Here is a 24,844-nt window from a genome sequence, read left to right as displayed (position 1 = left end):
CATGGTTTTGTATGCCCAGGTAACTACCGGCGCCGGGGATACGTTCGGATACAACCGCAGATGCGCGTCAATGCGCAACGCCGAATTTGGTCACGATATCTTCTGGCTTGAGACGTCGCCCGTCCGTTGAAACCAACTGCAATTTCTGGATGGGCTGACGATCCTGTGCGTCGACCATGACGGATCCCGCTTCGCCGGGTTCGTACAAAAACTCGTTGCCCCACTGCGACAAGGCAATCAGGACGGTTTGCAAGGCCCTGCCCTTTTCAGTGAGCACGTACTCCTTGTAGATACTTCCATCAGCCGCCGGCTCCATCCGCATCACACCTTCTGCCACCAGGCCTTTGAGGCGGGTGCTCAGAATGTTTTTCGCGACATTGAGGCTTTTCTGAAAATCGCTGAAGCGCCTTGTGCCTGAGAGCGCGTCACGAATGATCAGCAAGGACCACCAATCGCCAATGAGGTCCAGGGATCGAGCGACCGGACACGGACTGCCCTGCAAGCTTTTGCGTTTCACGTAAACGAACCTCCACCAAAAGGGTGCCAACGCTGACGCAAATTCGGTCAGATGGCAGGTGGTTGCATAATACAACCCATACTGGTAAAAATCACTTCCGTTGGTTTCATAATGAAACCTACAACCCGATTTCGAGTGATTCCCTGTGCCAGACGCACAGTGATTTCGCCCTCAATGGTTGCATGATAAAACCGTAGGAGATTCCCAATGAAACTGGCTGGAAAAACTGCATTCATCACCGGCGGCAACAGCGGCCTGGGCCTGGCCACCGCCAAATTGTTCATCGCTGAAGGCGCAAAAGTGGCGATCACCGGGCGCAGTCAAAAAACCCTGGATGAAGCCCGGGAAGCGCTGGGTCCCAACCTGCTGGCGATCCAGGCGGACCTGACCGACGTGAAAGAGATCGAGCGCGCCGTATCAGAAGCCGTCGCGGCATTCGGCAAGCTGGATATCGTGTTCGCCAATGCTGGCATTGCCGGACAGACCCCGGTCGGCGGCACCTCGCTGGAAACGTTCCAGACCATCATCCAGACCAACCTCACCGGCACGTTTTTCACCGTGCAGGCAGCCGAACCGCATCTCAACCCGGGCGCTTCGATCATATTGAACGGGTCGGTGCATGCCGTCATGGGATGGCCGGGTTACAGCGCCTACGCAGCAAGCAAGGGCGCCGTTCGCTCGATGACACGGGTGATGGCCGCAGAATTTGCGCCGCGTGGCATTCGCGTCAACCAGATTACCCCCGGGGCTGCACGCACACCGGTCTGGGACCCCCACACGGCAAAAGTGGGCATGGATGCGCTGGAGGAAAAACTGAACACCACCATCCCGCTCGGTCGCATTGGCGAAGCTGAAGAAGTGGCCACCGTCGCCTTGTTCCTCGCCTCCAGCGACTCTTCGAATGTCGTGGGCGCAGAGATTGTCGTCGACGGTGGCGCAACCAGTTCGCCATTGGGCGCACCGGCTCACCGAAAAAACTGGCAGGCGTAACGGGTTTGTATCGGTGTGTATGTTCGCTGACGATCTTACACAGCGATACACAACCAGCGGATCAGGACATATAGGCACTACATAAAGGTGGAAAAGTGGGGCTTCTCCCGTTCGTCCGTAACGCGGCGACATAAACGGTGAGGCCCCCAACCCTTTAGCAGGAACCCGTCATGATCAATGAAATCGACACCGTGCTGTATACCGGCAAGACCCACACCACTGGCGGCCGCGACGGCGAATCGCGAAGCGATGATGGGCGTCTGGACATCAAGCTTTCCCCGCCAGGCTCTTCAGGGGCTGGCACCAACCCGGAACAGCTGCTGGCTGCTGGCTGGTCGGCCTGTTTCATCGGCGCGATCGGTAAAGCGGCTGCCGCGCTGAAGGTGACCTTGCCGAGCGGCGTCGCCGTTGATGCCGAAGTGGATCTGGGCAAGACCGACAACGCCTTCTTCCTCCAGGCTCGCCTCAATGTCAGCCTTCCTGGCCTTGATCCTGTCGTCGCACGGGCGTTAGTGGATGCTGCCCACCAGACCTGCCCTTACTCCAAAGCAACCCGTGGCAACATCGACGTCACCCTCAATCTGGTTTAAGCCGGGCCCCATGGCGGCCTGCCTTCCCGGCAGGCGGTACCGGGTTGTTCCCTGAGCATTTATCCATCCTGCCGCCGTTGCCCAAGGATGAAATCGGTCTAAAAAGTCCGGTTTGCGATTCGCAGCCTTTGCTATTCTAAAACCTGTAGGTGAAGACGCAGACTGATGCGCAAGAGGATAGCGAGGAAGCGTGGGGCGCGCTCCTAAGGGTACACGGTTAGAAAGATCTCCGAGGTGAGGTCCAGCCCTTATGCCGTGTGAAGCAGGACAGCACAAAACTGTTCTGTCAGAAGCCTGATAAACCTTGTAAGCCAGAGACCAGCGCTGGCCACCTACTCGATTTCGAAGCCCGCCCTGTGCGGGCTTTTTCGTTGTACGAATAACCGGGAGCCAATGCCACTTCCTTCCCATCCGACCGTTTGTCGCCAAGCAGGCCTTTCCCCTATTGACTTCAATTGGCAACTGCGCGAGTATTATTTCCATCGCATACGATACAAACGTATACGCCATACAACCAAACCTTACTGCACCTTTGAGGATTCATCCCATGAGCAAGATCGAAAAAGTCCTGGCCTCCGGCAAAACCCACACCACCATGAGCAGCACGGGTACCACTTCGCGCGGCCATAATGGCAGCCTCGACATCGTGCTTTCGTCGCCCGGCAGCGACAAGCCCGTTCATGAATTCAAAGGCACTCAGCCACACCCGAAAGCCGAGCAACTGTTTGCCGGTGCCTGGTCGGCCTGCTACATCGCCGCCGTCGGTCTTGCTGCCAAACAGCGCAACGTTGAGCTTCCCTCGGATTTGTCCGTCGATATCGAAGTCGACCTGGGCCAGACCGGCGACGCTTACTTCCTCCAGGCACGCCTGACGCTGCGCGCTCCAGGTCTGGAGCAGGGTGTCGCAACAGAAATCGCCCACGCCGCCGACCAGATCTGCCCGTACTCCAAAGCAACCCGCGGCAACATTGACGTGGCCCTGAACGTCATCACGGCCTGATACACCGCGAAGCTTTGACATCAATTGGCTTTCTAGAAATATCTTATATATCGCATGCGATGTAAGCGCATACGAACACCAAATATTGAAACATTCAGGTAATCATCCATGAGCAAGATCGAAAAAGTACTGGCCACCGGCAAAACCCACACCACCGCCAGCAGCACCGGCAGCACCTCGCGCGGCCACAACGGCAACCTCGACATCGAACTCTCGACGCCCGGAAACGCCCAGCCTGCGCACGTCTTCGCCGCTACTCAACCGCATCCGACCGCCGAACAGTTGTTTGCCGGTGCATGGTCGGCCTGCTACACCGCCGCCGTCGGGCTGGTGGCCAATGACCTGAACGTGGTGCTGCCGGCGGACATGTCCGTCGACATCGAAGTCGACGTCGGTCAGACCGGTGCGGAGTACTTCCTTCAAGCTCGTTTGACCCTGCGCGTGCCCGGCCTGGCGGACGACGTTGCAAAGACATTGGCCCACACCGCCGACCAGATCTGCCCGTACTCGAAGGCAACCCGTGGCAACATCGACGTGGATCTGAAAGTCCTCACGGCGTGACACACCGCGCGGCGGGTTCGACGTGTCCGTGCACGTCGACCCGTCGGAAGGCAGAAACGAGGTTTTCGGGCGCGACCGGTCTGATGCAGAATGAGTTCACGCCACTGCAGACCTCGATCGAGCCCCTGCGCAATAACCTGATCACATCAATGAACACTGAGGAGTAAGCGATGACCACGCAAACTGAAACCGCCCTTCTGGCCGGCGGCTGCTTCTGGGGCATGCAGGATCTGATAAGGAAACAAAAAGGCGTGCTGTCGACGCGCGTGGGTTACTCCGGCGGCGATGTGCCCAATGCCACGTACCGCAACCATGGCACCCACGCCGAAGCGATCGAGGTCGTGTTTGATCCGGCCATCACCAGCTACCGCCAGATCCTTGAGTTTTTCTTCCAGATTCACGATCCGTCGACCGCCAATCGCCAAGGTAACGACATAGGCCTCAGTTACCGCTCGGCGATTTTCTATCTGAACGAAGAGCAGCAAGCGGTGGCCGAGGACACAGCGGCCGATGTGGATGCCTCCGGTCTGTGGCCCGGCCGGGTCGTGACTGAAATCGTCCCTGCGGGCCCGTTCTGGGAGGCGGAGCCGGAGCATCAGGATTANCTGGAAAGACTGCCCACCGGTTACACCTGCCACTTCATTCGGCCGAACTGGAAACTGCCGAAACGAGCGTGATGCTTTGAGGTCTGGGTTCCGTCAACGGAACCCAGGCAACTTTGCGTCAGGTGTTGGTTTTCAGCTTGGTCCACAACCGTGTGCTCAACCGTGCAATCGNCAGACCGCTATCGCGAGCAGGCTCACTCCCACAGGGTTTTGTGTTTATTCAGGGATTCAGGTTTCTGGCCGCACCACACCGCGCTCTTCCAGCAGGCGCACAAACATGGTCAGGCTCTGCGACACCGTCCCTCTGCGCCACACCAGCCAGGTGCACAAAAACCGGAAGGATTGCGACAACGGCCAGACGCTGACCGTGGTGCAGCCCGGCATGCTTTCGANCATGCTGCGCGGCATCAGCGCCAGGCCGGCGCCGGCGCTGACGCAGGCCAGCATGCCGTGATAGGACTCCATTTCGAAGATTTTCCCGGGCACTGCCGCGTCCTTGCTGAACCAGCTTTCGAAGTGGTGGCGGTACGAGCAGTTGGAGCGGAAGGCATAGATGTTTTCGCCGTTGACCTCCCGCGCCCGATGGATCGGTGAATGATTGAGCGGCGCGATCAGCACCATTTCTTCTTCGAACGCCGCCACGCCCTCCAGCGTGGCATGCAGCACCGGGCCGTCGACAAACGCCGCCGCCAGGCGCCCCGACAACACGCCCTCGATCATCGTGCCCGACGGTCCGGTGCTCAGGTCCAGCTCGACCTTGGTGTGCTTCTGGTTATACGCCGCGAGCAACGCCGGGATACGCACGGCGGCCGTGCTCTCCAGCGAGCCGAGGGCAAACGCGCCCTGGGGCTCCTCGCCCGCCACCGTCGCGCGGGCTTCTTGCACCAGGTCGAGAATACGCCGCGTGTAGCCGAGGAAATTCCACCCGGCCGGTGACAGACGCAGGCGGCTTTTCTCGCGGATAAACAGCTCCACGCCCAAGTCCTGCTCCAGTTGCTTGATACGCGTGGTCAGGTTCGACGGCACGCGATGGATCAACTGCGCGGCGGCGCTGATGCTGCCTTGCTCGGCAACGGCCTTGAAGATTTCCAGCTGCACCAGATCCAAAGTCATTCTCCAAACGTGAACGATATGCTCAGCATTATTCAGTTTCCAGAAAACTAACGCCACCGTAACCTGAGCGTATTCCCACCTAGCAGGACGGTGCCATGACCAACGTTTCCAGCCTCACCCACGCCATTTCGATCAACCCCGCCACCGGCGAGCAGATCGGCCACTACCCGTTTGAATCCGCTTCGGCGCTGCAAGCCGCCCTGTCCCGTGCCGCTGCCGGGTTCCGTGTCTGGCGCAGCACAGCGGTTGCGCAACGCTCACAGCTTTTGATCGCCCTGGCGCAAGCGTTACGCGCTAACGCCGCAGCGATGGCGAACATGATTACTCTCGAGATGGGCAAGCCGATCACCCAGGCCCGCGGTGAAATCGAAAAATGTGCCCAGCTCTGCGAGTGGTACGCCGAACACGGCCCGGCCATGCTGACCGCCGAGCCGACCCTGGTTGAAGGCGGCAAAGCACGCATTGAATATCGTCCGCTCGGCCCGATTCTCGCGGTGATGCCGTGGAATTTCCCGATCTGGCAAGTGCTGCGCGGCGCCGTGCCGACGATGCTCGCCGGCAACACCTACGTGCTCAAACACGCGCCAAACGTGATGGGCAGCGCCTACCTGATGAAAGCGGCGTTCCAAAAAGCCGACTTCCCTGAAGGTGTGTTCGAGGTCATCAACGTCACGCCAGAGGGCGTCTCCACGGCGATCGCTGATCCNCGCATCGCCGCCGTCACGCTCACCGGCAGCGTACGCGCCGGCATGGCCATCGGCTCCCAGGCCGGTGCNGCGTTGAAGAAATGCGTACTGGAACTGGGCGGTTCGGATCCTTTCATCGTACTCGACGATGCCGACCTCGACGAAGCGGTCAAAGCCGCCGTGATTGGCCGTTATCAGAACACCGGGCAAGTCTGCGCAGCCGCAAAACGCTTGATCGTCGAACAAGGCATCGTCGAGGAATTCACACGCAAGTTCGTCGAAGCCACGCGCAACCTGGTGGTCGGCGATCCACTGGCCGCCGACACTTACATCGGCCCGATGGCTCGCTTCGATCTGCGTGATGAACTGGATCAACAGGTGCGCGACACCCTGGAAGAAGGCGCGACATTGCTGCTGGGTGGCAAGAAGGCTGAAGGCCCGGGCAACTTCTACGAGCTGACTGTCTTCGGNGATGTCACCGACCAGATGACCTCGTTCAAACAGGAACTGTTCGGCCCGGTGGCCTCGATCATCACCGCACGCGATGCCACCCACGCGCTGGAACTGGCCAATGACAGCGAATTCGGCCTCGCCGCGACGATCTACACCGGCAACGTCGAACGTGCCCAGCAGATGGCCGGCGAACTGGAAACCGGTGGTGTGTTCATCAATGGCTACTGCGCAAGCGACCCGCGCGTCACCTTCGGCGGCGTGAAGAAAAGCGGTTTTGGCCGCGAGCTGTCGCACTTCGGCGTGCGCGAGTTCTGCAATGCCCAGACGGTGTGGCTGGATCGTCGCTGATCGCCCCCAGCAATAACTAGCGCCTAACCGACGTNNCTGGATCGTCGCTGATCGCCCCCAGCAATAACTAGCGCCTAACCGACGATATCGATCAACTGCTCACGCTGCGCACCGGTCAGCATCGGCCCGAAACCGGCGCCGGCGTTGTCCGCCATGTAGCGCGGGTTGCCGGTGCCGGGAATCACGCAGGTCACCGCTGAATGCGACAGCAAGAACTTCAGCGCCATCTGCGGCCAACTGTTGACCCTCACGTCCGCCGCCCAGCGCGGCAAGGGTTTGTCCTTCAAACGGGTAAGCAGGTTGCCGCCGCCGAACGGCCGATTGCAGATCACCGCCACGCCGCGTTCGCGGCACAACGGCAGGATGCGTTTCTCGACGCCGCGGTCATCCAGCGCATAGTTGATCTGCAAGAAATCCAACGGCTCGGCCTTGAGCACCGCTTCCACCTCGTCATACGCCGACGCCGTGTAATGGGTGATGCCGATGTAGCGGATGCGCCCTTCTTCCTTCCATTTGCGCAACGTCGGCAAATGGGTTTGCCAGTCCAGCAGGTTGTGGATCTGCATCAGATCGATGCGATCGGTTTGCAGCAGCTTGAAGGACTGCTCCATCTGCGCGATGCCTTCTTCGCGGCCACGGGTCCAGACCTTGGTGGCCAGGAAAGCGGGCGAACGTGGCTCATGAATCGACAGCAACTCACCGGTCGTCTCTTCCGCCCGGCCATACATCGGCGAGCTGTCGATGACCGTTCCGCCCTTCTCGAACAATGCGCGCAGAACGGCGGGCAACTGCTTGTAGGCGGGGCTCGACGGCTCGACATCAAACCCGCGATAGGTGCCCAACCCGACGAGGGGCAATGGCTCGGAGCTGGAAGGAATGGCGCGGGTCAGCATGTTCTTGCCTCCTGTGTCCTTCGACGGCGTGGTTGCAGCGAAGGCCGGGCCGAAGGTAAAAACCGCCGAAGCACCGGCAGCCAGCGTGAGTATTTGGCGACGTGTGTATTGATCAGTGTGGCTCATGGAATGACCCTTCCACCTTTTTGCTTTCAGCCTGTTTTTCCTGATGCCTGGCCAGCCACAGGCATAACCAGCCCCACAGCCCGGCAAACGGCACGATCACCAGCGCCACCAGACCAAAACCGGCGCCCAATGCCGTCAGACCGACCGACAACCAGCCACTGGCGGCGTCTCCGCCGCGATACACCAGGGTTTCGATCACATTCTTGGCCTTGTACTTTTCCTCGCGGCTGACCACGGTCCACAACACTTCACGCGCCGGCCGCACGATGGCGAACTCGACCGCACGACGCAGCCCCTGCGCCAGGGCGACGGTAGCGGGCACCGGCGCCAGCGCCATGGCGCTGAACGCCACGATGGTCGCCAGCGGCAATGCCACCAGCGCCCCGCCGACACCGACCAGCCGAATCAACGGCGCCGTCAGCAGCAGTTGAAAGACCAAGGTCAGCGCCGACACGATCAAATCGACCACGGCGAAGAATTGCGTCCGGCTGGCCACATCAGCATAGCTACCCGCCACAATCCGTCCCTGCTCGAAATACAACAAGGTTGCGGCGCTGGTGTGCAGCAGCATGAACAGCACCAGCCCCAGCAGATAAGGCGAACGCGTAATCAACGTGATCCCGGCCAGCATGCTGCCGCCCATGCGCCGATCATCCATCAAGCGGCTGCCGGACTGCGATTGGGTCCGGGAGAGCAGCGCCCGATAGCAGCGCACCGCGACTTCCAGCAGCAACGCCGCCGCGACGGTCAACGCCACCGGGCCCAGTCGCGTGGCCATGGTCGCCGCCAGCAACGGCCCGATGAACGTGCCCAGGGTGCCCCCCGCCGCGATGAATCCGAACAGCCGCCGCCCTTGTTCACTGGAAAACCGGTCGACCAGCACGCTCCAGAAAATGCTGACGATGAACAGGTTGTAGAGGCTGATCCAGACGAAAAACACCCGCCCGACGGCCACCGGCGCGATGTGATTGGCGATCAACACACCAAACACCAGCATCGACGCGGCGATCACGCGATAGATCAACGGCACGAACCGCGTGGCGGGCAGCCGCGACGCCAGCGCGCCGAACACCGGCACCATCAGCAACATCACCACGAACGTCGCCGTGAACAGCCACTGCAATTTGTCGGCACCGCCCTCAAGGCCCAGGGCATCGCGCAGCGGTCGCACCAGGTAATAACTGGCCAGCACGCAGAAATGGAACGCGAACCCCAGCATCAGGGCGGTTCTTTCGCCGGGCTGCACGTCGAGCCATTTTGCCGCGATGGGCATGGGCGCCCTCCTCTGTAGCCGGGCTCGATGTGCCTCGCTACCGATGAACTAAACTCTGGCTCCGATCCAGTGGATTGGGTTTCTCAGCCCAGAGCCGTCAATGTCGCCCACTAAAGTTAGCCGAATGCCACGAACCCTGGTGTTAATCGTCGTCATCCTGGCCGCGTTGTACCTGGCGCTCTGTGCGGCGCTGTTCGTGTTTCAGCGCGCGCTCATCTACTTCCCGCAGCCCAGCGCCATCGAGACGCCCGAAACGCTGCTCAAGCTGACGGTAGTCGATGCGGACGTGCGGGTGTCGGTCAGGCCCCACGACGGGCCGAAGGCGTTGATCTATTTCGGCGGCAATGCCGAGGATGTTTCTCGCAACCTGCCCGGCTTCGCCCAGGCTTTCCCGGAGCATGCGATCTATTTGCTGCACTATCGAGGTTTCGGGGAAAGCTCCGGCTCGCCTTCGGAGGAGTCGATTCAGCGCGATGCCATGACCTTGTTTGACAAGGTCTACGACACTCATCCGCACATCGCCGTGGTCGGCCGCAGCCTCGGTTCGGGGGTCGCCGTGCGTCTCGCCAGCCAGCGGCCGGCCTCGAGCCTGATCCTGATTACGCCCTACAACAGCCTGGAAGACCTCGCCGTGCGTCAGTTCCCGTGGTTTCCGGTGAAGTGGTTGCTTCAGGAGCGCTTTGAATCATGGAAGTACGCGGCGCACATCACGATACCGACGCTGCTGATCGCGGCGGAGCACGACGAAGTCATACCGCGTTCAAGCACCGAGCAGCTCTACACGCATTTCGCCAAAGGCGTGGCCACGCTGCGGGTCATACCGGGGGTGGGCCACAATTCCATTTCCGAGAGTCCCGAATACCTGAAATTACTTGGCGATGCGCTGTGAACAACGCCTGTCTACGACCTTGTCCCCTGACACCTGCCAACGCCCTCAAATCATCGGCGAACTGCTCACCACGCGCAGTGCCAACCCTTCGTAGGCGTCCAGCGTAATGGTGAAATCACCCTCAGGCGTGAGATCACCTTCGACTCGCTCGTTGATGATGTCGACCACCGGGCCCGGCGCAATGTTGGGTAGGTGCAAGGTTTCGGTGATCGGCGTCGAGCCGAAGTTAAGCGCAGTGATTTGCGTGCCCTTCCCTGCCGGCAATTCGTGGACCATGACCAGCAGCCCCGGGTGCTGAACGTCCGGAATAAGGATCTGCCGACTGGCGGCGATATCGTAGGCGCGGCGCGCGGCGAGGATTTTTTTGAGTTGCGAGACGAACGAATCCGGGTCTTTCAATTGGCTGGGCAGGCTGCCGTACAAGGCCTTCGGACGCGGCATTTGCCCTGCGGACANNNCGGCATCCGGNTTNAAGTCCACCAGGTCATAGGCACCACGATGAATCCAGCGGGTGTCGCCGTCCCCCATTAAGTGCTCGACCTGTTCGGCCGGCAACGGCAGCGCGCCGACCAGGTCCCAGCCCGACAGCGCGAATACGCCCGGTTGCATGGCGTTGTACATCACCAACAGCAAATGCACCTGGCGAATCTGTTGGATGTCCGCCGCCGTCATCGCGTCGAGATCACGTATCCCCAGCGCTGCCGTGATGATGCTGACGGTGGTGCACGACACACCGTTGGTGACGAACTTGAGGTTGTAGGGCGCGTGCTCCCCCGCCAGACGTTCGTACATCTGCTCGCGAATGTGTTCACGCAGGATGTTGCCCGGAAAGGTCTGACCCTGGTAGAGGTAGGTGTCATGGGCGTGCAAGGTCCAGAAGTGCACCAGTTCCAGGGTCAACTCATCATGATTCTGCAAGGCATGGATGAGCGAACCGGGGTCGATCCCCTGGCTGTGCATCTCACGCAACATCAGGCGCAGGAACTCGGTGTCGCCCATCAGCAACGCATGCTGATAAGCCGGCCGGGTGATGAAGTCATAGGAAAGATCGGCGCCGCCGTGGGACATGGCCGCGATATCGTCCACGGTGAGGTTCAGCTCTTGAAAACTGAAACCGCCGGCCTTGCGGATCGCCCCGGCCAGCAGCTGGTTACCGGTGATCGATAACGGATGGCTTTCCGACCAGGCGGTGCCATCCAACTTGCGCTCCACGCCGAGAAATCCGTTGGCGTCGAGGCGCAGGATCTTGGCGCCCATCACATCAATCGCATGCAGGGCGTCGCCGATGATCATCTGCTGCGCCGCAAACGACGGGTCCAGCCAGTTAAGCGACGGTTGGCCTTCCTTGAAGTAATGCAGGTAAACCCAGCGGCGCGGCTTGCCATCCACGCCCATAACCACTGGTGTTGCGCTCCAGTCGGTTTCCTTTACGCCGGGCTCGAAGAAGATCACCCGCTGCAACTGGCCGACGATGTAATGCTTGTCGCGCAGCGCATCCACCTGCAGCGGGCTGAGGTTCTGCGCATCACGGCCCTCGGCTACTTCGGGTAGCAGCGGCCAGTCCTCTTCGCGAATTTCCACCATGTGGTAGAGGCCCGGATAGTCTTCATAGGCCATCTCGGCCAGGCGGAAATCGGCGCCCTTGCCGGTATGGGACGGAATCACGTCGTCAATGATCACCGCATTGTGCGCGGCGGCCATGCGCGTCAGCGCCTGCAACTGTGCCTCGGTGCCCAGTTGCGGGTCGATGTCAAAACTGATGCGGTCGAAATTACCGTCGATGGTCGGGGTATGCCGTGTGCCCGTCAGGCCGCCCGACATTTTCAGCGGCCCGTTGTGAATGCCTTGAATGCCGATTTTCGACAGGGCATGCCATAAGGTTTCATCGCCCAAAGCCTCCAGCACGCTGCCGTCTTCGCGGGTGACGATGGACGCCGGGTAGGCGGTAAACCACACCGACGACAAGGCGGTGGCATCACGGGGCCGGGTATGCGCATACGGCTGCTGCCACAACCGCCCCTGGCCCGAATAGAGCTTGGCCCGTTGGCGCGCCGCGTTGAGCATCGATTGTTCAACCAGCCAGGTCACATGGTTTTTGTCAGCCGCGGTCATAAAAGCAATCACCTGTTGTCGGGTTCAATGTGCGCGTGGCCATCCCGTGCGTACCTGCACCGGTGGACCCGTCCTTTTCATATGAGGCCCTGCGTTGGCATTCGTTGCATGCCGGGTTGACGATTCAGAACCCGCATCCTGTTTCACGTCATACCGGTGGGTGAATCCTTAGCACCTCTATGTCCCCCCGGAGCAACCTAGGCATAAGTGACGTAAATTCGCCTCTGTTACGCCACCACGGGTTCTCTTTTCAGCGCGGGTAGGACCCAAAAACGTCCAGGCTCAAGTTAATTCGACGCTGACGTCGGATCGCCGGACTCATGCAAAGCCTCTTGGCGTTTGAACCTCCCCTGATCAAATAGGAAAACAGGATGAAAACGCCAAACGTTGTATTGGGCATCGCCCTCCTTGCCACCACCGGCTTGATATCGGCGATGACCCACGCCGCCGAACCACACGCTGGCGCTGCCGGCGGCAGCCGGGGAGGCGGAGATCGGGATGCAACGGCCCCTTTGGTCCAACACGCCGCTGATAAACCCGCTGACCAACACCTTGCCGAGGGCGGTGCTGACCGCTTGAAAGAACGGCAACTGGCATCCGACGGTTCCGACCACCTCAAGCAGAACAGCCTTGCCGAAGGCGGTGCTGACCGCTTGAAAGAGCGGCAACTGGCATCGGATGGCTCCGATCATCTGAAGCAGAACAGCCTTGCCGAAGGCGGTGCTGACCGCTTGAAAGAGCGGCAACTGGCATCGGATGGCTCCGATCATCTGAAGCACAACAGCCTTGCCGAAGGTGGCGCTGATCGCTTGAGAGAACGGCAACTGGCGTCCGACGGCTCCGACCACCTCAAGCAGAACAGCCTTGCCGAAGGCGGCGCTGATCGCTTGAGAGAACGGCAGCTGGCATCCGACGGCTCCGACCACCTCAAGCAGAACAGCCTTGCCGAAGGCGGCGCTGATCGCTTGAGAGAACGGCAACTGGCATCCGACGGCTCCGACCACCTCAAGCAGAACAGCCTTGCCTACGGTGCCAACAGCAATATGCGCGGTACGCGTGTAGCGGAAGGCGGGTCTGATCGTTTGATGCAGAACCGTGTTGCCGACGGTGGCTTTGACTTCGGTTCCGACACGAACTCGGACTTCTGCTACGCCTGCCGCTGATCGAGCACCCATTCAATGCTCGATAACAAAGCCCCTCACCACAAAAGCTCCACGCTCAGGTGAACAGCAAGACGTCTACAAGGGGCTTTTTCAGTTCCTGAATAGCACCTCTATGTCCCCCCGGAGCAACCTAGGCATAAGTGACGTAAATTCGCCTCTGTTACGCCACCACGGGTTCTCTTTTCAGCGCGGGTAATGCAATGACGAGCGCCAGGCCAATCAGTCCCGCCGCAACTGCAAAGGTGATTGCCATGCCATGGGCGACCGCTTCCGGGGCTGCGCGGGTGACGTCGGTCGTCGATGCCGCCAGCGTAAACACTGCGCCCATGACAGAGGCGCCAGTGATGAGCCCGAGATTGCGTGACAGGCTGAGCAGACCGGCAATGACGCCGCGCTGATCCTGGCTCACACCGGTCATGATTAATGTGTTGTTGGCCGCCTGAAACAGCGCATAGCTGGCGGTGATCACAGCGATGGGCGCGAGGTAGCCGAGGACGCCGAAACGCGTCGGCATCATCGACAGCACACACGCACCGAGCGCCATCGCGACGAGCCCCAAAACGGTCATGCGCTGAGCACCAAAACGGTCCACCAAGCGGCCGGCGGGCACGCCAGCCAACGCCGCAACGAGCGGACCGACGGACAACGCGAGCCCGACCAACGCGGCATTCAAACCGAGTGCGCCCGAGAGATAAAACGGCCCGACCACCAGCGTCGACATCATCACCGTCGAGACGAGCATGCTCATGGCCAGGCTCGCGCTCAATCCCCGATCACGCAACAGCGCCAGTTTGATCAGGGGCGACGCAACCGTCGCCTCGATGAACAGGAAAACCCCTGCCCCGGCAACAGCGATGAGCAATAACCCAAGGTTGAGCGATCCCCACTCGCCTTCCCCCCCTGTCATTGCCAGCGCATACGCACCGAGCGTCAAGGCTAGCACCAGCGTGCCCGCAAAGTCGAAACCGCCGCGCCGAGCCTTTGGCATTTGGCGATCCGCAGGCAAGTAGCGATACGCGAGCACCCCATTCAAAATGCCCAACGGCAGATTAATCAGAAAAATCGCCTGCCAGCCGAAACCAGAGATCAACACACCGCCGAGCGACGGACCCAGCGTAGTGCCGATCGCCGACATCGTGCCGAGCATTCCCATGGCGCTGCCGGTCTGCGCCTTGGGCACCGTCTCACCGACCAACGCCACAGTGAGCGCCAACATGATTGCCGCGCCGAGGCCTTGCACCGCTCGCGCGGCGACCAGCCACCCCAGCGAAGGCGCGAGGCCACAGGCCAGTGAAGCCAAGGTAAAGATGCCGATTCCGCTCAACAGCAAGCGACGGCGACCGACGATGTCGCCCAAGCGCCCGACGCTGACGATCAACGTGGTGATTGCGAGCAGATACGCGAGGACGATCCACTGGATTTGCTGGAAAGAAGCGTCGAGTGCCTGGGACAAGGCTGGCAAGCCGGCATTGGCGATGCTGGTGTCGAGTGAAGGCATCAACATCGACAACGACAGGCTGGCGAGCGCCCAGCGAGCCGAGCCGGATGGCGTGGTGCGTTTCATGGTTGTGCCCTTGATGAAGTGTCGGCCTTCAGCGTATGCCCGCGCCTGGCATGGCGGAAGACGCACCACTTGCACTTGATACCTGCACATGACGCCATGTCATCACCCAGCCGTGCTAACGTTGAACCATGACCACTCCCGACCTGAACCTGCTGATTACCCTCGATGCGCTGCTCACCGAAGGCAGTGTGGCGCGTGCCGCCCAACGACTGCGGCTGAGCCCTTCGGCGATGAGCCGGGCGCTGGCGCGACTGCGTGAAACCACCGGCGATCCCCTGCTGGTCCGCGCCGGACGCGGCCTGGTGCCGACGCCCCGGGCACTGGAACTGCGCGAACACGTCAGCCAACTGGTGCAGCACGCCGAAGCGGTACTGCGCCCCGCCGAGCAGCTCGACCTCAAGCACTTGATGCGAACCTTCACCCTGCGCACCAGCGACGGCTTTGTAGAGAACTTCGGGCCAGCGCTGATTACCCGGCTCAGCGAAGAAGCACCCGGGGTACGGCTGCACTTTTTGCAGAAACTGAACCAGGACAGCACGCTGTTGCGGGACGGCACGGTCGATTTGGAAACCGGCGTTGTCGCGGACACCACCAGCCCGGAAGTGCGCACCCGCGCGTTGTACCAGGACCGTTTCATCGGCGTGGTACGGCCGGGGCATGCACTGAGCAAGGACAAGATCACGCCCGCCCGGTACGCGGCCGGCCGGCACGTCCTGGTCTCGCGGCGCGGACGGGACCAAGGGCCGATGGATGATGCATTGAACACGCTTGGACTGACCCGGGAGATCGCCACCATCGTCGGCGGTTTTTCCGCGGCCCTGGCGCTGGCCCGGGCTTCGGACCTGATCGCTACGGTGCCCGAACGTCACACCCACACGCTGCGCGCCGGCCTGCACAGTTTCCCCCTTCCGGTCGCCACGCCAGTGATCACCGTTTCAATGCTCTGGCACCCGCGAATGGACGCCGATGCCGCGCACCAGTGGTTGCGTGGGTGTCTTCGGGAAGTGTGTTCGGGGTCGCTGGATTAGCAAACTGATTTTTGTCACCGCCGGGTCTAGACTCTATGCGTTGCTTCGGGCCATACCGGTCGGGCCAGCGAGCTGGATAGGAGGGAACGTCATGAGCGACAAAGACGATTTGCGTAAGTACTCCTCTCAAGTGGTCGACGGCGTGGAGCGCGCGCCCGGCCGCTCCATGCTGCGGGCCGTGGGCTTCACGGATGAGGACTTCAAGAAACCGCAGATCGGCATCGCCTCGACGTGGGCGATGGTCACGCCGTGCAACATGCACATCGACAAACTCGCCGTTGAAGCTGAAAAAGGCGCGAATGCCGCAGGCGCCAAGGGCGTCATTTTCAACACCATCACCATTTCCGACGGCATCGCCAACGGCACCGAAGGCATGAAGTACTCGCTGGTGTCCCGGGAAGTGATCGCCGATTCCATCGAGGTGGTGGCCGGTTGCGAAGGCTTCGACGGGTTAGTAACCGTGGGCGGGTGTGACAAGAACATGCCGGGGTGCCTGATCGGCATGGCGCGGCTGAATCGCCCGTCGATCTTCGTCTATGGCGGCACCATCCGCCCGGGCGCTGGCCATACCGACATCATTTCCGTGTTCGAGGCCGTGGGTCAGCACGCCCGCGGTGACATCAACGAGATTCAGGTCAAGCAGATCGAGGAAGTTGCAATCCCCGGCCCCGGCTCCTGCGGCGGCATGTACACGGCCAACACCATGGCCTCGGCCATCGAGGCTTTGGGCATGAGCCTGCCCGGTTCCAGTTCCCAGGACGCCGTCGGCAGCGATAAAGCCTCGGACAGTTTCCGCGCCGGTCAGCAGGTCATGGAGCTGCTCAAGCTGGACCTCAAGCCACGCGACATCATGACCCGCAAAGCGTTCGAGAACGCCATCCGCGTGGTGATCGCCCTCGCCGGCTCGACCAATGCCGTGCTGCACCTTTTAGCCATGGCGCATGCAGTGGACGTCGAACTGACGCTGGACGATTTTGTCGAGTTGGGCAAGATCTCCCCAGTGGTGGCCGACCTGCGCCCCAGCGGCAAGTACATGATGAGCGAGCTGGTGGCCATCGGCGGCATCCAGCCGTTGATGAAGCGCATGCTCGCAGCCGGCATGCTGCACGGCGACGTGCTGACCGTGACCGGCAAGACTCTGGCAGAAAACCTGGAAAACGTGCCCGACTACCCCGAAGGCCAGGACGTGATTCTGCCGTTCGATCGGCCGGTCAAAAAGGACTCTCATCTGGTGGTACTGCACGGCAACCTCTCGCCGACCGGCGCGGTGGCCAAGATCACCGGCAAGGAAGGTTTGCGCTTTGAAGGCACGGCGCGCGTGTACCACGGTGAAGAAGGCGCGTTGGCCGGGATTCTCAACGGCGAAGTCCAGGCTGGCGACGTCATCGTCATTCGCTACGAAGGGCCCAAGGGTGGGCCGGGCATGCGCGAAATGCTCTCGCCCACGTCTGCGGTCATGGGCAAAGGGCTGGGCAAGGACGTCGCGCTGATCACCGACGGCCGCTTCTCCGGTGGTTCCCATGGATTCGTGGTGGGGCATATCACCCCGGAAGCCTTTGACGGCGGGCCGATTGCGCTGATCGAAGATGGCGACAGGATCACCATCGATGCTGAAACCCGGCAGATCACGGTGGATGTTTCTGACGCTGATCTGGCCGAGCGCAAGACCCGCTGGGTACGGCCGGAATCAAAATACAAACGCGGGGTGTTGGCCAAGTATGCGAAGACTGTGTCCAGTGCTTCGGAGGGGGCGGTGACGGATAAGTACCTTTAAGATCAACAGATCGCAGTCTCGTTTCACTCGACAGCTCCTACAAGGGTTTTGCATTCNACAGCTCCTACAAGGGTTTTGCATTCCCCTGTAGGAGCTTGCGATCTTTTAACGATGCCTACAGTCGAAACCGATCCACCGACTGCGAAAGCTTACCCGCCAGGCTCGACAGTTCATCCGTCGTCGAAGCCGTCTGGCCAATAATCTTGCTGTTGCCTTCCGACATCCCGGCAATCATGTCCACCTGATGCGCGATTTCGTTGCTGGCCAGGCTCTGCTCGCCGATCGTGCGGGTGATGTCATTCACCAGTTCAGTGGTATTGAGCGTGGCTTCGAGGATTTCGCGGATCGCGCGCTCGACGTCGGCCGTCACGGCCATGCCTTTGTCGACCTGTGCTACGCCCGCCTCCATGCTGGTCACCGCCTCACGGGTGCTTTGCTGGATGCGCGAGACCATGCTGGCAATTTCCTGCGTGGAGGCGCTGGTGCGTCCCGCGAGACTGCGGACTTCGTCGGCCACCACGGCAAAACCGCGGCCCTGCTCACCGGCGCGAGCAGCTTCGATGGCGGCGTTGAGGGCCAGCAAGTTGGTTTGATCGGCGATGCCCTTGATCACCTGAATGATGCTGAAAATCCCCTCGGACTCCTTGTCCAGCGTGCGAATCACCTGGGCTGACTGCTGCGCCGAACGCGCAATGCCGTCCATGTCATTGACCACCTGATGGATCACGCGACCACCATCCTTGGCCAATGCCTCGGCCTGGTTGGCCATGTTCAGCGCGCGCTCGGCGTGACGGGTGATTTCCTCGATGCTGGCGGTCATTTCACTGGCGGCAGCGGCCATGGTGCTGGCGGCGACGCTTTGCTGTTGGCTGCTGTCGGCGACCTGATGGCAGCCGCTGCTCAACTGCACGCTCATGCCGCTAACGCCATGCGCATTGCTGCGAACCACCTCGATCATGCCGCGCAAGTCACGCTGCATGGTGGCCAGGCTGCGAATCAAGGCGCTGGCTTCGTCCTTGTGGGTCGGTTCGACGATAGGCTCGCTGAGGTTGCCATGGGCGATGCTTTGGGCAATGCGGCTGGCGGTCTGTAACGGCCCCATGATGCTCAAAATCACCCAGCGGCCCTGGATCAGTAGCAACAACAGGCTGGCGATGAGCACGATACCCAGGGTGAAATTCGCACTGCTGATGGCCTGTTCGGTGCCTTTGCTGGTCTGTTGGGTGTTGGTTTCAATCACCTCGCTGAGGGCGGCCATCTGGTCTTCCAGTTGGCTGAACGCGGTATTGAACGTGCCGAGTTCCTTTTGTGCCGAATCCGGATTTTCCAGCGCGAGACCAACAATGCGCTCGGCCGCGCTGATGTAGGTGTCGAGGCTCGGCTTGACCTTGTTCAGGCCCGCCTTGATGGTGTCGTTGACCGGCAACTTGAGGTTTTCACCCAGCACTTCACGAAAATGCGCCGCATGCTCCTCGATGGAACTGCGCACCTCGGCTTTGCTGCTGGTGCTTTTGCCCAGCCCGACCACCATCGCGGACAGCACATCGGCGCGCAGTGCGTCGTGCATCATGTCGGCTTCGAGGTGATTGCGCAGCGCGGTCATGCTGACCTCGTTGTCCTTCACCGCTTCGGCCATCCGGGTGTTTCCCACGTAACTGACCAGGCTCACGATCAGCGCGGTGAGCAAGCTCGTACCAATCAGCAGCAACAAACGTAATTTTATAGACATGGGTAACCCTCTCGGTACGTCGCTTTTATGAACACGTTATCGGCTGCGCTGGCCAGTCTTTGAAGCTGGACGCCGGACTTTCAGTGTTTTGCGACATGCGGTAGGTGCCGCCGGTCCTCAGTGTGATTGCGCGCCGCCGCTTTCTGATCGCTGCAGCCATCGCCAAACCTTGCGCAGGGCCGCTAAAGTAGCGCGACGAAAATCAGGGACCCCATGAAGTCCCATGCGCCAACCTCGCCTTGCCTTGCGTTTTGTCTCGCTCTGTTTCATGCCTTTGCTTGCTCTGTTTGCCAGTCCTGCTTATGCCAGTGGTGAACGGCAACTGGTGGAAGCCATCAACGACTACCGCGCCCACCCGCAACGTTGCGACAGGCGCCCGGCCCAACGTTTGGCCCCGCTGTCATTGAAGTCGAACCTGGCGTTGCCGATTGGCTATGGCGGCGGTTTGCGCGATCGATTAAAGGCTTCAGGCTATGCAGCGGTGACGGTGCGCACCCTGCGTGTGGTAGGCGCGCAGGACGCCGACGAAGCGTTTGACCTGTTTCAGGACGAATACTGCGGGGCGCTGCTGGATAACCAGTACGCCGACATTGGCGTCAGTCGAGCCCGAAGCGAGTGGCAGATCGTGCTGGCGCAACCCGTTCTCGATAGCCGTGTGGGTGATTCCCGTGCGGCGAGCAAGGGGCTGTTGGCGCAGGTCAATGCCGCCCGGGCCAAATCACGGATGTGCGGTCGTCAGCGCTACCCCGCCGCACGACCGCTGAGCTGGAACCCCGCCCTCGGCGCCGCGGCGCAAGGGCACAGCAAGGCCATGGCCTATGGCAATTACTTTGCACACCGTGACCCCGACGGTGATGGCCCGGCGGATCGAGCAAGAGCCGCCGGTTACCGAGGTCGGCAGATCGGCGAAAACATCGCCGCCGGGCAGAGCTCACCGGGCAAGGCAATGGCAGGCTGGCTGGCCAGCCCCGGGCGCTGTTCTGGTCTGATTCGAAGGGGGCGTTTTCGGACTGGGTTTCGATAGCGATCGGTACGCTGGATACGCCTTTCCTGGCCTTAAAGCAGAAACACACCTGTATTGAGTCCAAAGCGTGCTGGTACGAAGCCGATTCGCTACAGGGCTAGCGCTTGCGCGCCAGGCGTTGCTGCCAATTGCCGCCATTGGCGCGCTGGCATTGTTCTTCAGAATCAAACTGCACATGGGCCGCGACCGATCTGACGTGTACATCCGCTTCGCTTAATGCTGTAGCCGTCAGTTCGACCATGCGTTCGCCCTGCCCGCCCGCCAGCGCCTGATCCTTGTTGGTCTGGGTGTCGAAAACCCAGACAACCCTGAGGCTGGAAGGAAATTCGTCGTAATCGACTTCGTGGGTCAGCCATTCAAAGCCGACGATTTGCGTTTTGGCCGTTTCGCACGCTTCAGTCAGGGTGGCAATCAGGCGACGCTCGATGTGTGCCTGATCGCGTTTGCTTAAACCCATGGGGAATCCTTGTCATTGTCGATAATTTAGAACGATTTCACTCGTGTACTTCTTCGGGCAATCGATGCTCCCGGCAAATCAAATCGATTTCGCCGGACTCAAGGGGTTCCTGAGTCAGCCCACAAAAGGCCCCGCCAGCCACTGTCTGATGGAAGCGACAAGACCGGCAAAGTCCGAAACCCGGCACATTTTCCCCTTGCTGGATATTCCTCAACAGCTCCAGCAGCAACCCTTCCAGATCCTCTGATCGAGCGCCCATACGCTTGGCGGCAGCGACCAGAAAATCCNNCGTCATCCTGCTTCAAGTCGATGCCCAGATTTTGGGCGCTGATGGTTTTGTTCATGCTGTCGAGCCCCGACTCACTCGAACGGGATGACCGAAGTCTTCATCATCTAACCCCGCTCGCCGTTGAGCATGGCCTGATGAAACGTCGGCAATTCTTTCAAAGCATACAACGACGCCTGCTGGAGCACGGACTCCCGACCGCCAGAAAATCGCTGCTTGCGGCTGAATACCGCCATTTCCTGCCCTGCCATGAAGGCCCATGCAAAGCAAACCGTTCCGGCTGGAATACCATCAACATCCTCCGGCCCCAGCAGCCCTGTCGTGGACACCGCCACGTTGGCCGGGCTGTCACGCAGCGCGCCGATGGCCATTTCCCGAGCCACTTCGCAGCTGGTGAGATTAAAGGTCTCGATAGTGATTGCACTGACGCCGAGCAAGCGTTGCTTGGCCTCGGGTGAGTAAACCACGTAGCCGCTTTCAATCAGCTCACCGCTGCCGGGCACCTGGGCCAGCAGCGTGATGATACTTCCCGCCGTGCAGGATTCTGCGGTGGTCAGCCGCAACGACTGTTGACGCAGATAATCGACGACTGTTTCAACGATCGACATCGCCATTAACCCGTTTTCCGTGTTTAACACCGAATCAAACTTCAGCCTCAGCGGTGCACCGGCGAAGCTCATCAACCGCTCCTCTTCCTTAGTGCTCGGTGATAATCCTCGCCCGCGATGGCGCGCAGGTACGCTTGATCGGCCTCAACCCTGAGGTCGCGCCATTCCTGCCAGCTCACGATTCCCAGACGATCCATCTCGTCAGACTGACGAATCAGCGCCTCGTGATACGCATCGGGGCACTCCATGCGCAGCTTCAAGTCCTCAAGGACAAGATGCCAGGTGTTGAGCGCACGCAGCTTTTGCTCTTGCGCCGGAGTCAGCAGATTGGCAAACGAGTGCATGGCAGCGCCCCCCGAGAGTTCTTTCAGAATGGATCAATCCATCGTGAAAGCGGTTCAGGTACACCGACCAAAGGCAGTTTTTCAAGGCTGCGCCCAATGGTGAGACGCAGTCCATTGTCATGGCTTATTTCCCGTTAAGAAACTCGACCGTTTGCGCCGTACTCCACAACGCATTGGCGATGTAGCGATAGTTGATCAGCGCTGCCAGGTAGCCATCGCCCTCGGGAGTCGTCGGGCCGGCGGTGGCGTCCCGAACCACGGCCACTTCGAAGCCAAGCTCCAGCAATTCACGCAAGTGCGACTCGACACAGAGGTTCGCCGCCATGCCCGCCAAAATGATTTGCGACACGCCGTGCTTGCGCAGCTGCAACGCCAGGTCATTGGTTTCCGGGCCGTACACCTTGTGCGGTGACGCGATGATGGTTTTGCCGTCGAGAATGTAGGGCTTGTACTCGGGCATGAAGTCGGCACCGGAGTTCTCGAAACCGTCGAGGGTCAGCGGCCCCTTGCGATCAAACATGCAGATACTGTGCATGACCTTCTCAAGCGGTCCGCCGAAATGCCAGTCGTGGTCACATGGATAGTAATAGTGCGGCGAAACGGCGACCGTGATGCCCGCGCCCTTGGCAGCCGCAAACAGCTGGCCGATGTGCTTGACAGTATCGTGCTCGACGATGCTTTTTCCAAACACGCCCCAGCTCACGCCTTCGGGGCTGAGGAAGTCGATTTGCGGATCGATCACCACCAGCGCGGCCCGCGAGAGGTCAAGCTTCATGCCGGGATCGGGCAGCGCAGGCTCTGCCGGGTCTGCATACTGGGGGGCGATGCGGTTCGAATCGTTGCTCATGACAGTGGACTCCGGTCGATAACAGGAAAATCGCTCTGCGCCATGGCGCCCGGGTGGGGCGTTGTCTACCATCGGCGAGAACTTCATCCTATTGCCCTGCCCTGCGCGGCTTTTGCCAGGACGTGCAGAGTCTTTACCCGGTCGTCTCTATCATGGATATCCTGTCCGAATTCTTCGAACGCACCAACCTTCAGGGCAGGCTGTTCTTCTCTGGCAGGGTCGATGGCACGCTGGTGCTCGACAAGCCTCCTGGCATGGCGTTCATCCATGTCATCAGTGAAGGCGGGATCGACATGGTGCAACCCGGCCTGCCGAAGATTTCCATCACCGAACCCAGCGTGTTGTTTTGCCCGAGCAGCTGCCGCTACCAGTTGCGCGCCAGTTCGGCACACGGCGCCGAACTAATCTGCGCCTCGTTCCAGTTCGGGCGCAACGCCCTGCAACCCTTCCCTCTGGGCCTCAAGGAAACACTGGTTTTCCCGTTCAGTGAACTGCAGAACATCACGCCCGTGATCGGCTCACTGCTTGCCGAATTCAAGGATCAGGCCCCCGGCAGAACCAAAGCGCTCAACCTGTTGCTTGAGTACATTTTCGTGGTGTTGGTGCGCCGTTCGGTCGTCGAGCAAAAGATTTCCAGCGGCCTGCTTTATGCGCTTCAGGATGGGCGTCTTGGGGCGGTTTTCCAACGTGTTCACCAGGCGCCGGAGGCGCTGTGGACTGTCGAGAAACTTGCTGGCCTGGCGAACATGTCCCGGTCGAAATTCTCTGCGTATTTCACGCAGATCATGGGTGCATCACCAATGGGCTACGTGACGGCCTGGCGGATGAAAGTGGCCCAGGATCTGCTACGCAACGGGGTTCAGATCAAAGTGGTTGCCGCGTCGGTTGGGTACAGCTCGCAAGCTTCTTTCTCCCGTACTTTTCTCAACGTGATTGGCTGTCCACCGGCCGAATGGTTGAAACGTGACGCAGGTGGGGAGTTGCCGCGGGTGACCGCGCGCGTGCAGCGGGTTCGGTCGGATGACGCGGCAAATGAAACTGCGTGAGCTCGCGTTTTTGTGTCTTCTAGCGCCTTGAGTTTTATACTTCTGTCCCGGCGGCCAATACACCGGGGTGCGGTATCACCACCTCCCATGGAAGACGTCCGCGCACGACAAATGAATCGAATGGAATCCATCACAATGAGTTTCCACCGCTATAAAGAAAGTATCCGCTAAAGCCTGGATCGCGCTTGCGGCCTTGATTACGGCGTCAAGCGGCATTGCAACGATTTACGCCACGCTTCACGAAACCAACCCCAACAATCCCCGCTTCATCGGTCGCTGGATGACCGATTACACCTACCCGATCACCAACGGCACGTTCGAATTCAAGGGGATGACAGAGTATTTCCGCAACGGGCGGTACAACGTCAATGGCGTTGTCTTTGTGGACGGAACCGTTGAAGCCAAACCTTACCGGCTTGAGTACAGCGTAAATGGAGCCGGCAGCTGGACGGCCGATTCCAGCCTGCTTTCGTTCACATTGGCTGACATGAAATCGATTCCCAAGTCTTACGTGATCAACGGCACAGCCATTCCCCCCTCGCTGGTTGCCAGGTTTGCCGGGCCTTCCATGCCGACCTTTAGCGACGGCTTAGCGTCCGGCGCTTCCGACGAACTCAAAATCCTGATGATCAAGGACAATGAGATAACGCTTGAGGGTAAAGACCCGGCAGGGAATGCCTTCACCCTACAGACGTACAGACAGCACTAGGTTCCTGGTGGGTTCTGGTCTGAAAGATTCTGTGTCTGTGCTGCCTTACTCGCGGGCAGCCACGCTCCCACAGAGGGATTTTGTCGATCACTCCTCATGTGAACGACGC

Annotated in this window: 24 protein-coding genes and 2 pseudogenes; 14 read left to right on the top strand and 12 right to left on the bottom strand. The window is 60.3% G+C overall.

Going from position 1 to position 24,844, the window contains the following annotated elements; all coding sequences use genetic code 11:
* Positions 1–67 precede the first annotated feature (67 nt).
* The gene (locus tag B7L09_RS30245; RefSeq protein ID WP_094471886.1) at positions 68–517 is read right to left on the bottom strand and encodes a winged helix-turn-helix transcriptional regulator; all 450 of its coding nucleotides are present in this window, start codon (positions 515–517) and stop codon (positions 68–70) included.
* A gap of 207 nt (positions 518–724) precedes the next feature.
* Here B7L09_RS30245 and B7L09_RS30240 point away from each other — a divergent pair, with 207 nt between their 5' ends.
* From B7L09_RS30240 to msrA, 5 genes are all read left to right on the top strand, one after another.
* Positions 725–1,507 (top strand): SDR family NAD(P)-dependent oxidoreductase, encoded by a 783-nt coding sequence (locus B7L09_RS30240; RefSeq protein WP_094471885.1) that lies wholly within the window; start codon positions 725–727, stop codon positions 1,505–1,507.
* 170 nt (positions 1,508–1,677) lie between these two features.
* A complete protein-coding gene (locus B7L09_RS30235) occupies positions 1,678–2,097 on the top strand; it encodes an organic hydroperoxide resistance protein (protein WP_094471884.1) in 420 nt (139 codons plus the stop codon).
* 547 nt (positions 2,098–2,644) lie between these two features.
* Positions 2,645–3,097 carry an Ohr family peroxiredoxin gene (locus tag B7L09_RS30230; protein WP_094471883.1) on the top strand — a complete coding sequence of 151 codons (453 nt, stop codon included), beginning with the start codon at positions 2,645–2,647 and terminating at the stop codon, positions 3,095–3,097.
* Between the two features lie 108 nt (positions 3,098–3,205).
* Entirely contained in the window at positions 3,206–3,658 is a 453-nt protein-coding gene (locus B7L09_RS30225; RefSeq protein WP_094471882.1) for an Ohr family peroxiredoxin, read from the top strand.
* Positions 3,659–3,828: 170 nt separating this feature from the next.
* Positions 3,829–4,335 carry a peptide-methionine (S)-S-oxide reductase MsrA gene (gene msrA, locus B7L09_RS30220; RefSeq protein ID WP_094471881.1) on the top strand — a complete coding sequence of 169 codons (507 nt, stop codon included), beginning with the start codon at positions 3,829–3,831 and terminating at the stop codon, positions 4,333–4,335.
* Between the two features lie 156 nt (positions 4,336–4,491).
* On the opposite strand, the gene ptrR is transcribed toward msrA, so the two are convergent.
* Positions 4,492–5,370, bottom strand: coding sequence for a putrescine utilization regulator PtrR (gene ptrR / locus B7L09_RS30215; protein ID WP_094471906.1), 879 nt, complete (start codon positions 5,368–5,370; stop codon positions 4,492–4,494).
* 101 nt (positions 5,371–5,471) lie between these two features.
* On the opposite strand from ptrR, the gene B7L09_RS30210 reads away from it, so the two are divergent.
* Positions 5,472–6,863 (top strand): aldehyde dehydrogenase family protein, encoded by a 1,392-nt coding sequence (locus B7L09_RS30210; RefSeq protein WP_094471880.1) that lies wholly within the window; start codon positions 5,472–5,474, stop codon positions 6,861–6,863.
* Positions 6,864–6,937: 74 nt separating this feature from the next.
* Here B7L09_RS30210 and B7L09_RS30205 read toward each other — a convergent pair whose 3' ends face one another.
* Together B7L09_RS30205 and B7L09_RS30200 are read right to left on the bottom strand one after the other, a co-directional pair.
* Complete coding sequence (locus B7L09_RS30205; RefSeq protein WP_094471879.1) at positions 6,938–7,882, bottom strand: aldo/keto reductase; 945 nt, start codon at positions 7,880–7,882, stop codon at positions 6,938–6,940.
* Positions 7,869–9,155 carry an NTP/NDP exchange transporter gene (locus tag B7L09_RS30200; protein WP_094471878.1) on the bottom strand — a complete coding sequence of 429 codons (1,287 nt, stop codon included), beginning with the start codon at positions 9,153–9,155 and terminating at the stop codon, positions 7,869–7,871. The genes B7L09_RS30205 and B7L09_RS30200 overlap by 14 nt, the downstream gene beginning before the upstream one ends.
* Positions 9,156–9,279: 124 nt before the next feature.
* On the opposite strand from B7L09_RS30200, the gene B7L09_RS30195 reads away from it, so the two are divergent.
* Entirely contained in the window at positions 9,280–10,044 is a 765-nt protein-coding gene (locus B7L09_RS30195; protein WP_255142999.1) for an alpha/beta hydrolase, read from the top strand.
* Positions 10,045–10,089: 45 nt separating this feature from the next.
* On the opposite strand, the gene treS is transcribed toward B7L09_RS30195, so the two are convergent.
* The gene (gene treS, locus B7L09_RS30190; RefSeq protein WP_094471876.1) at positions 10,090–12,156 is read right to left on the bottom strand and encodes a maltose alpha-D-glucosyltransferase; all 2,067 of its coding nucleotides are present in this window, start codon (positions 12,154–12,156) and stop codon (positions 10,090–10,092) included.
* Between the two features lie 371 nt (positions 12,157–12,527).
* Here treS and B7L09_RS32595 point away from each other — a divergent pair, with 371 nt between their 5' ends.
* Complete coding sequence (locus B7L09_RS32595) at positions 12,528–13,319, top strand: hypothetical protein (protein ID WP_010455347.1); 792 nt, start codon at positions 12,528–12,530, stop codon at positions 13,317–13,319.
* Positions 13,320–13,479: 160 nt separating this feature from the next.
* On the opposite strand, the gene B7L09_RS30180 is transcribed toward B7L09_RS32595, so the two are convergent.
* The gene (locus B7L09_RS30180) at positions 13,480–14,883 is read right to left on the bottom strand and encodes an MFS transporter (RefSeq protein ID WP_094471875.1); all 1,404 of its coding nucleotides are present in this window, start codon (positions 14,881–14,883) and stop codon (positions 13,480–13,482) included.
* A gap of 128 nt (positions 14,884–15,011) precedes the next feature.
* Between B7L09_RS30180 and B7L09_RS30175 the strand changes: the two genes are divergently transcribed.
* Positions 15,012–15,911 carry a LysR family transcriptional regulator gene (locus B7L09_RS30175; RefSeq protein WP_094471874.1) on the top strand — a complete coding sequence of 300 codons (900 nt, stop codon included), beginning with the start codon at positions 15,012–15,014 and terminating at the stop codon, positions 15,909–15,911.
* 91 nt (positions 15,912–16,002) lie between these two features.
* Positions 16,003–17,685, top strand: a complete 1,683-nt coding sequence (ilvD, locus tag B7L09_RS30170) for a dihydroxy-acid dehydratase (RefSeq protein WP_094471873.1) — start codon at positions 16,003–16,005, stop codon at positions 17,683–17,685.
* 115 nt (positions 17,686–17,800) lie between these two features.
* Here ilvD and B7L09_RS32970 read toward each other — a convergent pair whose 3' ends face one another.
* Both B7L09_RS32970 and B7L09_RS32965 read right to left on the bottom strand, forming a co-directional pair.
* Positions 17,801–18,526 carry a methyl-accepting chemotaxis protein gene (locus B7L09_RS32970; RefSeq protein ID WP_438269360.1) on the bottom strand — a complete coding sequence of 242 codons (726 nt, stop codon included), beginning with the start codon at positions 18,524–18,526 and terminating at the stop codon, positions 17,801–17,803.
* A 132-nt stretch (positions 18,527–18,658) separates the two neighbouring features.
* A pseudogene (locus B7L09_RS32965) lies at positions 18,659–19,414 on the bottom strand (MCP four helix bundle domain-containing protein); the annotation flags it as partial.
* Positions 19,415–19,637: 223 nt separating this feature from the next.
* On the opposite strand from B7L09_RS32965, the gene B7L09_RS30160 reads away from it, so the two are divergent.
* Entirely contained in the window at positions 19,638–20,438 is an 801-nt protein-coding gene (locus tag B7L09_RS30160) for a CAP domain-containing protein (RefSeq protein WP_094471871.1), read from the top strand.
* A pseudogene (locus B7L09_RS32590) lies at positions 20,390–20,539 on the top strand (GFA family protein); the annotation flags it as partial. The gene B7L09_RS30160 and the pseudogene B7L09_RS32590, both read left to right, overlap by 49 nt.
* Here B7L09_RS32590 and B7L09_RS30150 read toward each other — a convergent pair.
* From B7L09_RS30150 to B7L09_RS30130, 4 genes are all read right to left on the bottom strand, one after another.
* On the bottom strand, positions 20,536–20,895 hold the full coding sequence (locus tag B7L09_RS30150; protein ID WP_094471870.1) for a hypothetical protein: 360 nt from the start codon (positions 20,893–20,895) through the stop codon (positions 20,536–20,538). The pseudogene B7L09_RS32590 and the gene B7L09_RS30150 sit on opposite strands and share 4 nt — an antisense overlap.
* A 393-nt stretch (positions 20,896–21,288) precedes the next feature.
* Positions 21,289–21,789 carry a CinA family protein gene (locus B7L09_RS30140; RefSeq protein ID WP_094471905.1) on the bottom strand — a complete coding sequence of 167 codons (501 nt, stop codon included), beginning with the start codon at positions 21,787–21,789 and terminating at the stop codon, positions 21,289–21,291.
* A gap of 71 nt (positions 21,790–21,860) precedes the next feature.
* Positions 21,861–22,133: a hypothetical protein gene (locus B7L09_RS30135; RefSeq protein ID WP_094471869.1), complete on the bottom strand. Its 273-nt coding sequence runs from the start codon at positions 22,131–22,133 to the stop codon at positions 21,861–21,863.
* A gap of 124 nt (positions 22,134–22,257) precedes the next feature.
* Entirely contained in the window at positions 22,258–22,980 is a 723-nt protein-coding gene (locus B7L09_RS30130) for a cysteine hydrolase family protein (RefSeq protein ID WP_010455367.1), read from the bottom strand.
* A 152-nt stretch (positions 22,981–23,132) separates the two neighbouring features.
* Between B7L09_RS30130 and B7L09_RS30125 the strand changes: the two genes are divergently transcribed.
* Positions 23,133–24,026 (top strand): AraC family transcriptional regulator, encoded by an 894-nt coding sequence (locus B7L09_RS30125; RefSeq protein WP_094471868.1) that lies wholly within the window; start codon positions 23,133–23,135, stop codon positions 24,024–24,026.
* A gap of 193 nt (positions 24,027–24,219) precedes the next feature.
* The gene (locus B7L09_RS30120) at positions 24,220–24,735 is read left to right on the top strand and encodes a hypothetical protein (RefSeq protein WP_094471867.1); all 516 of its coding nucleotides are present in this window, start codon (positions 24,220–24,222) and stop codon (positions 24,733–24,735) included.
* The last annotated feature ends 109 nt before the right edge of the window (positions 24,736–24,844 follow it).

The organism is Pseudomonas mandelii, assembly GCF_002251635.1.
GTDB lineage: Bacteria > Pseudomonadota > Gammaproteobacteria > Pseudomonadales > Pseudomonadaceae > Aquipseudomonas > Aquipseudomonas mandelii_B.
The sequence above is the reverse complement of the archived record's forward strand: the minus strand, read 5'-3'. Positions and strand labels throughout refer to the sequence as shown.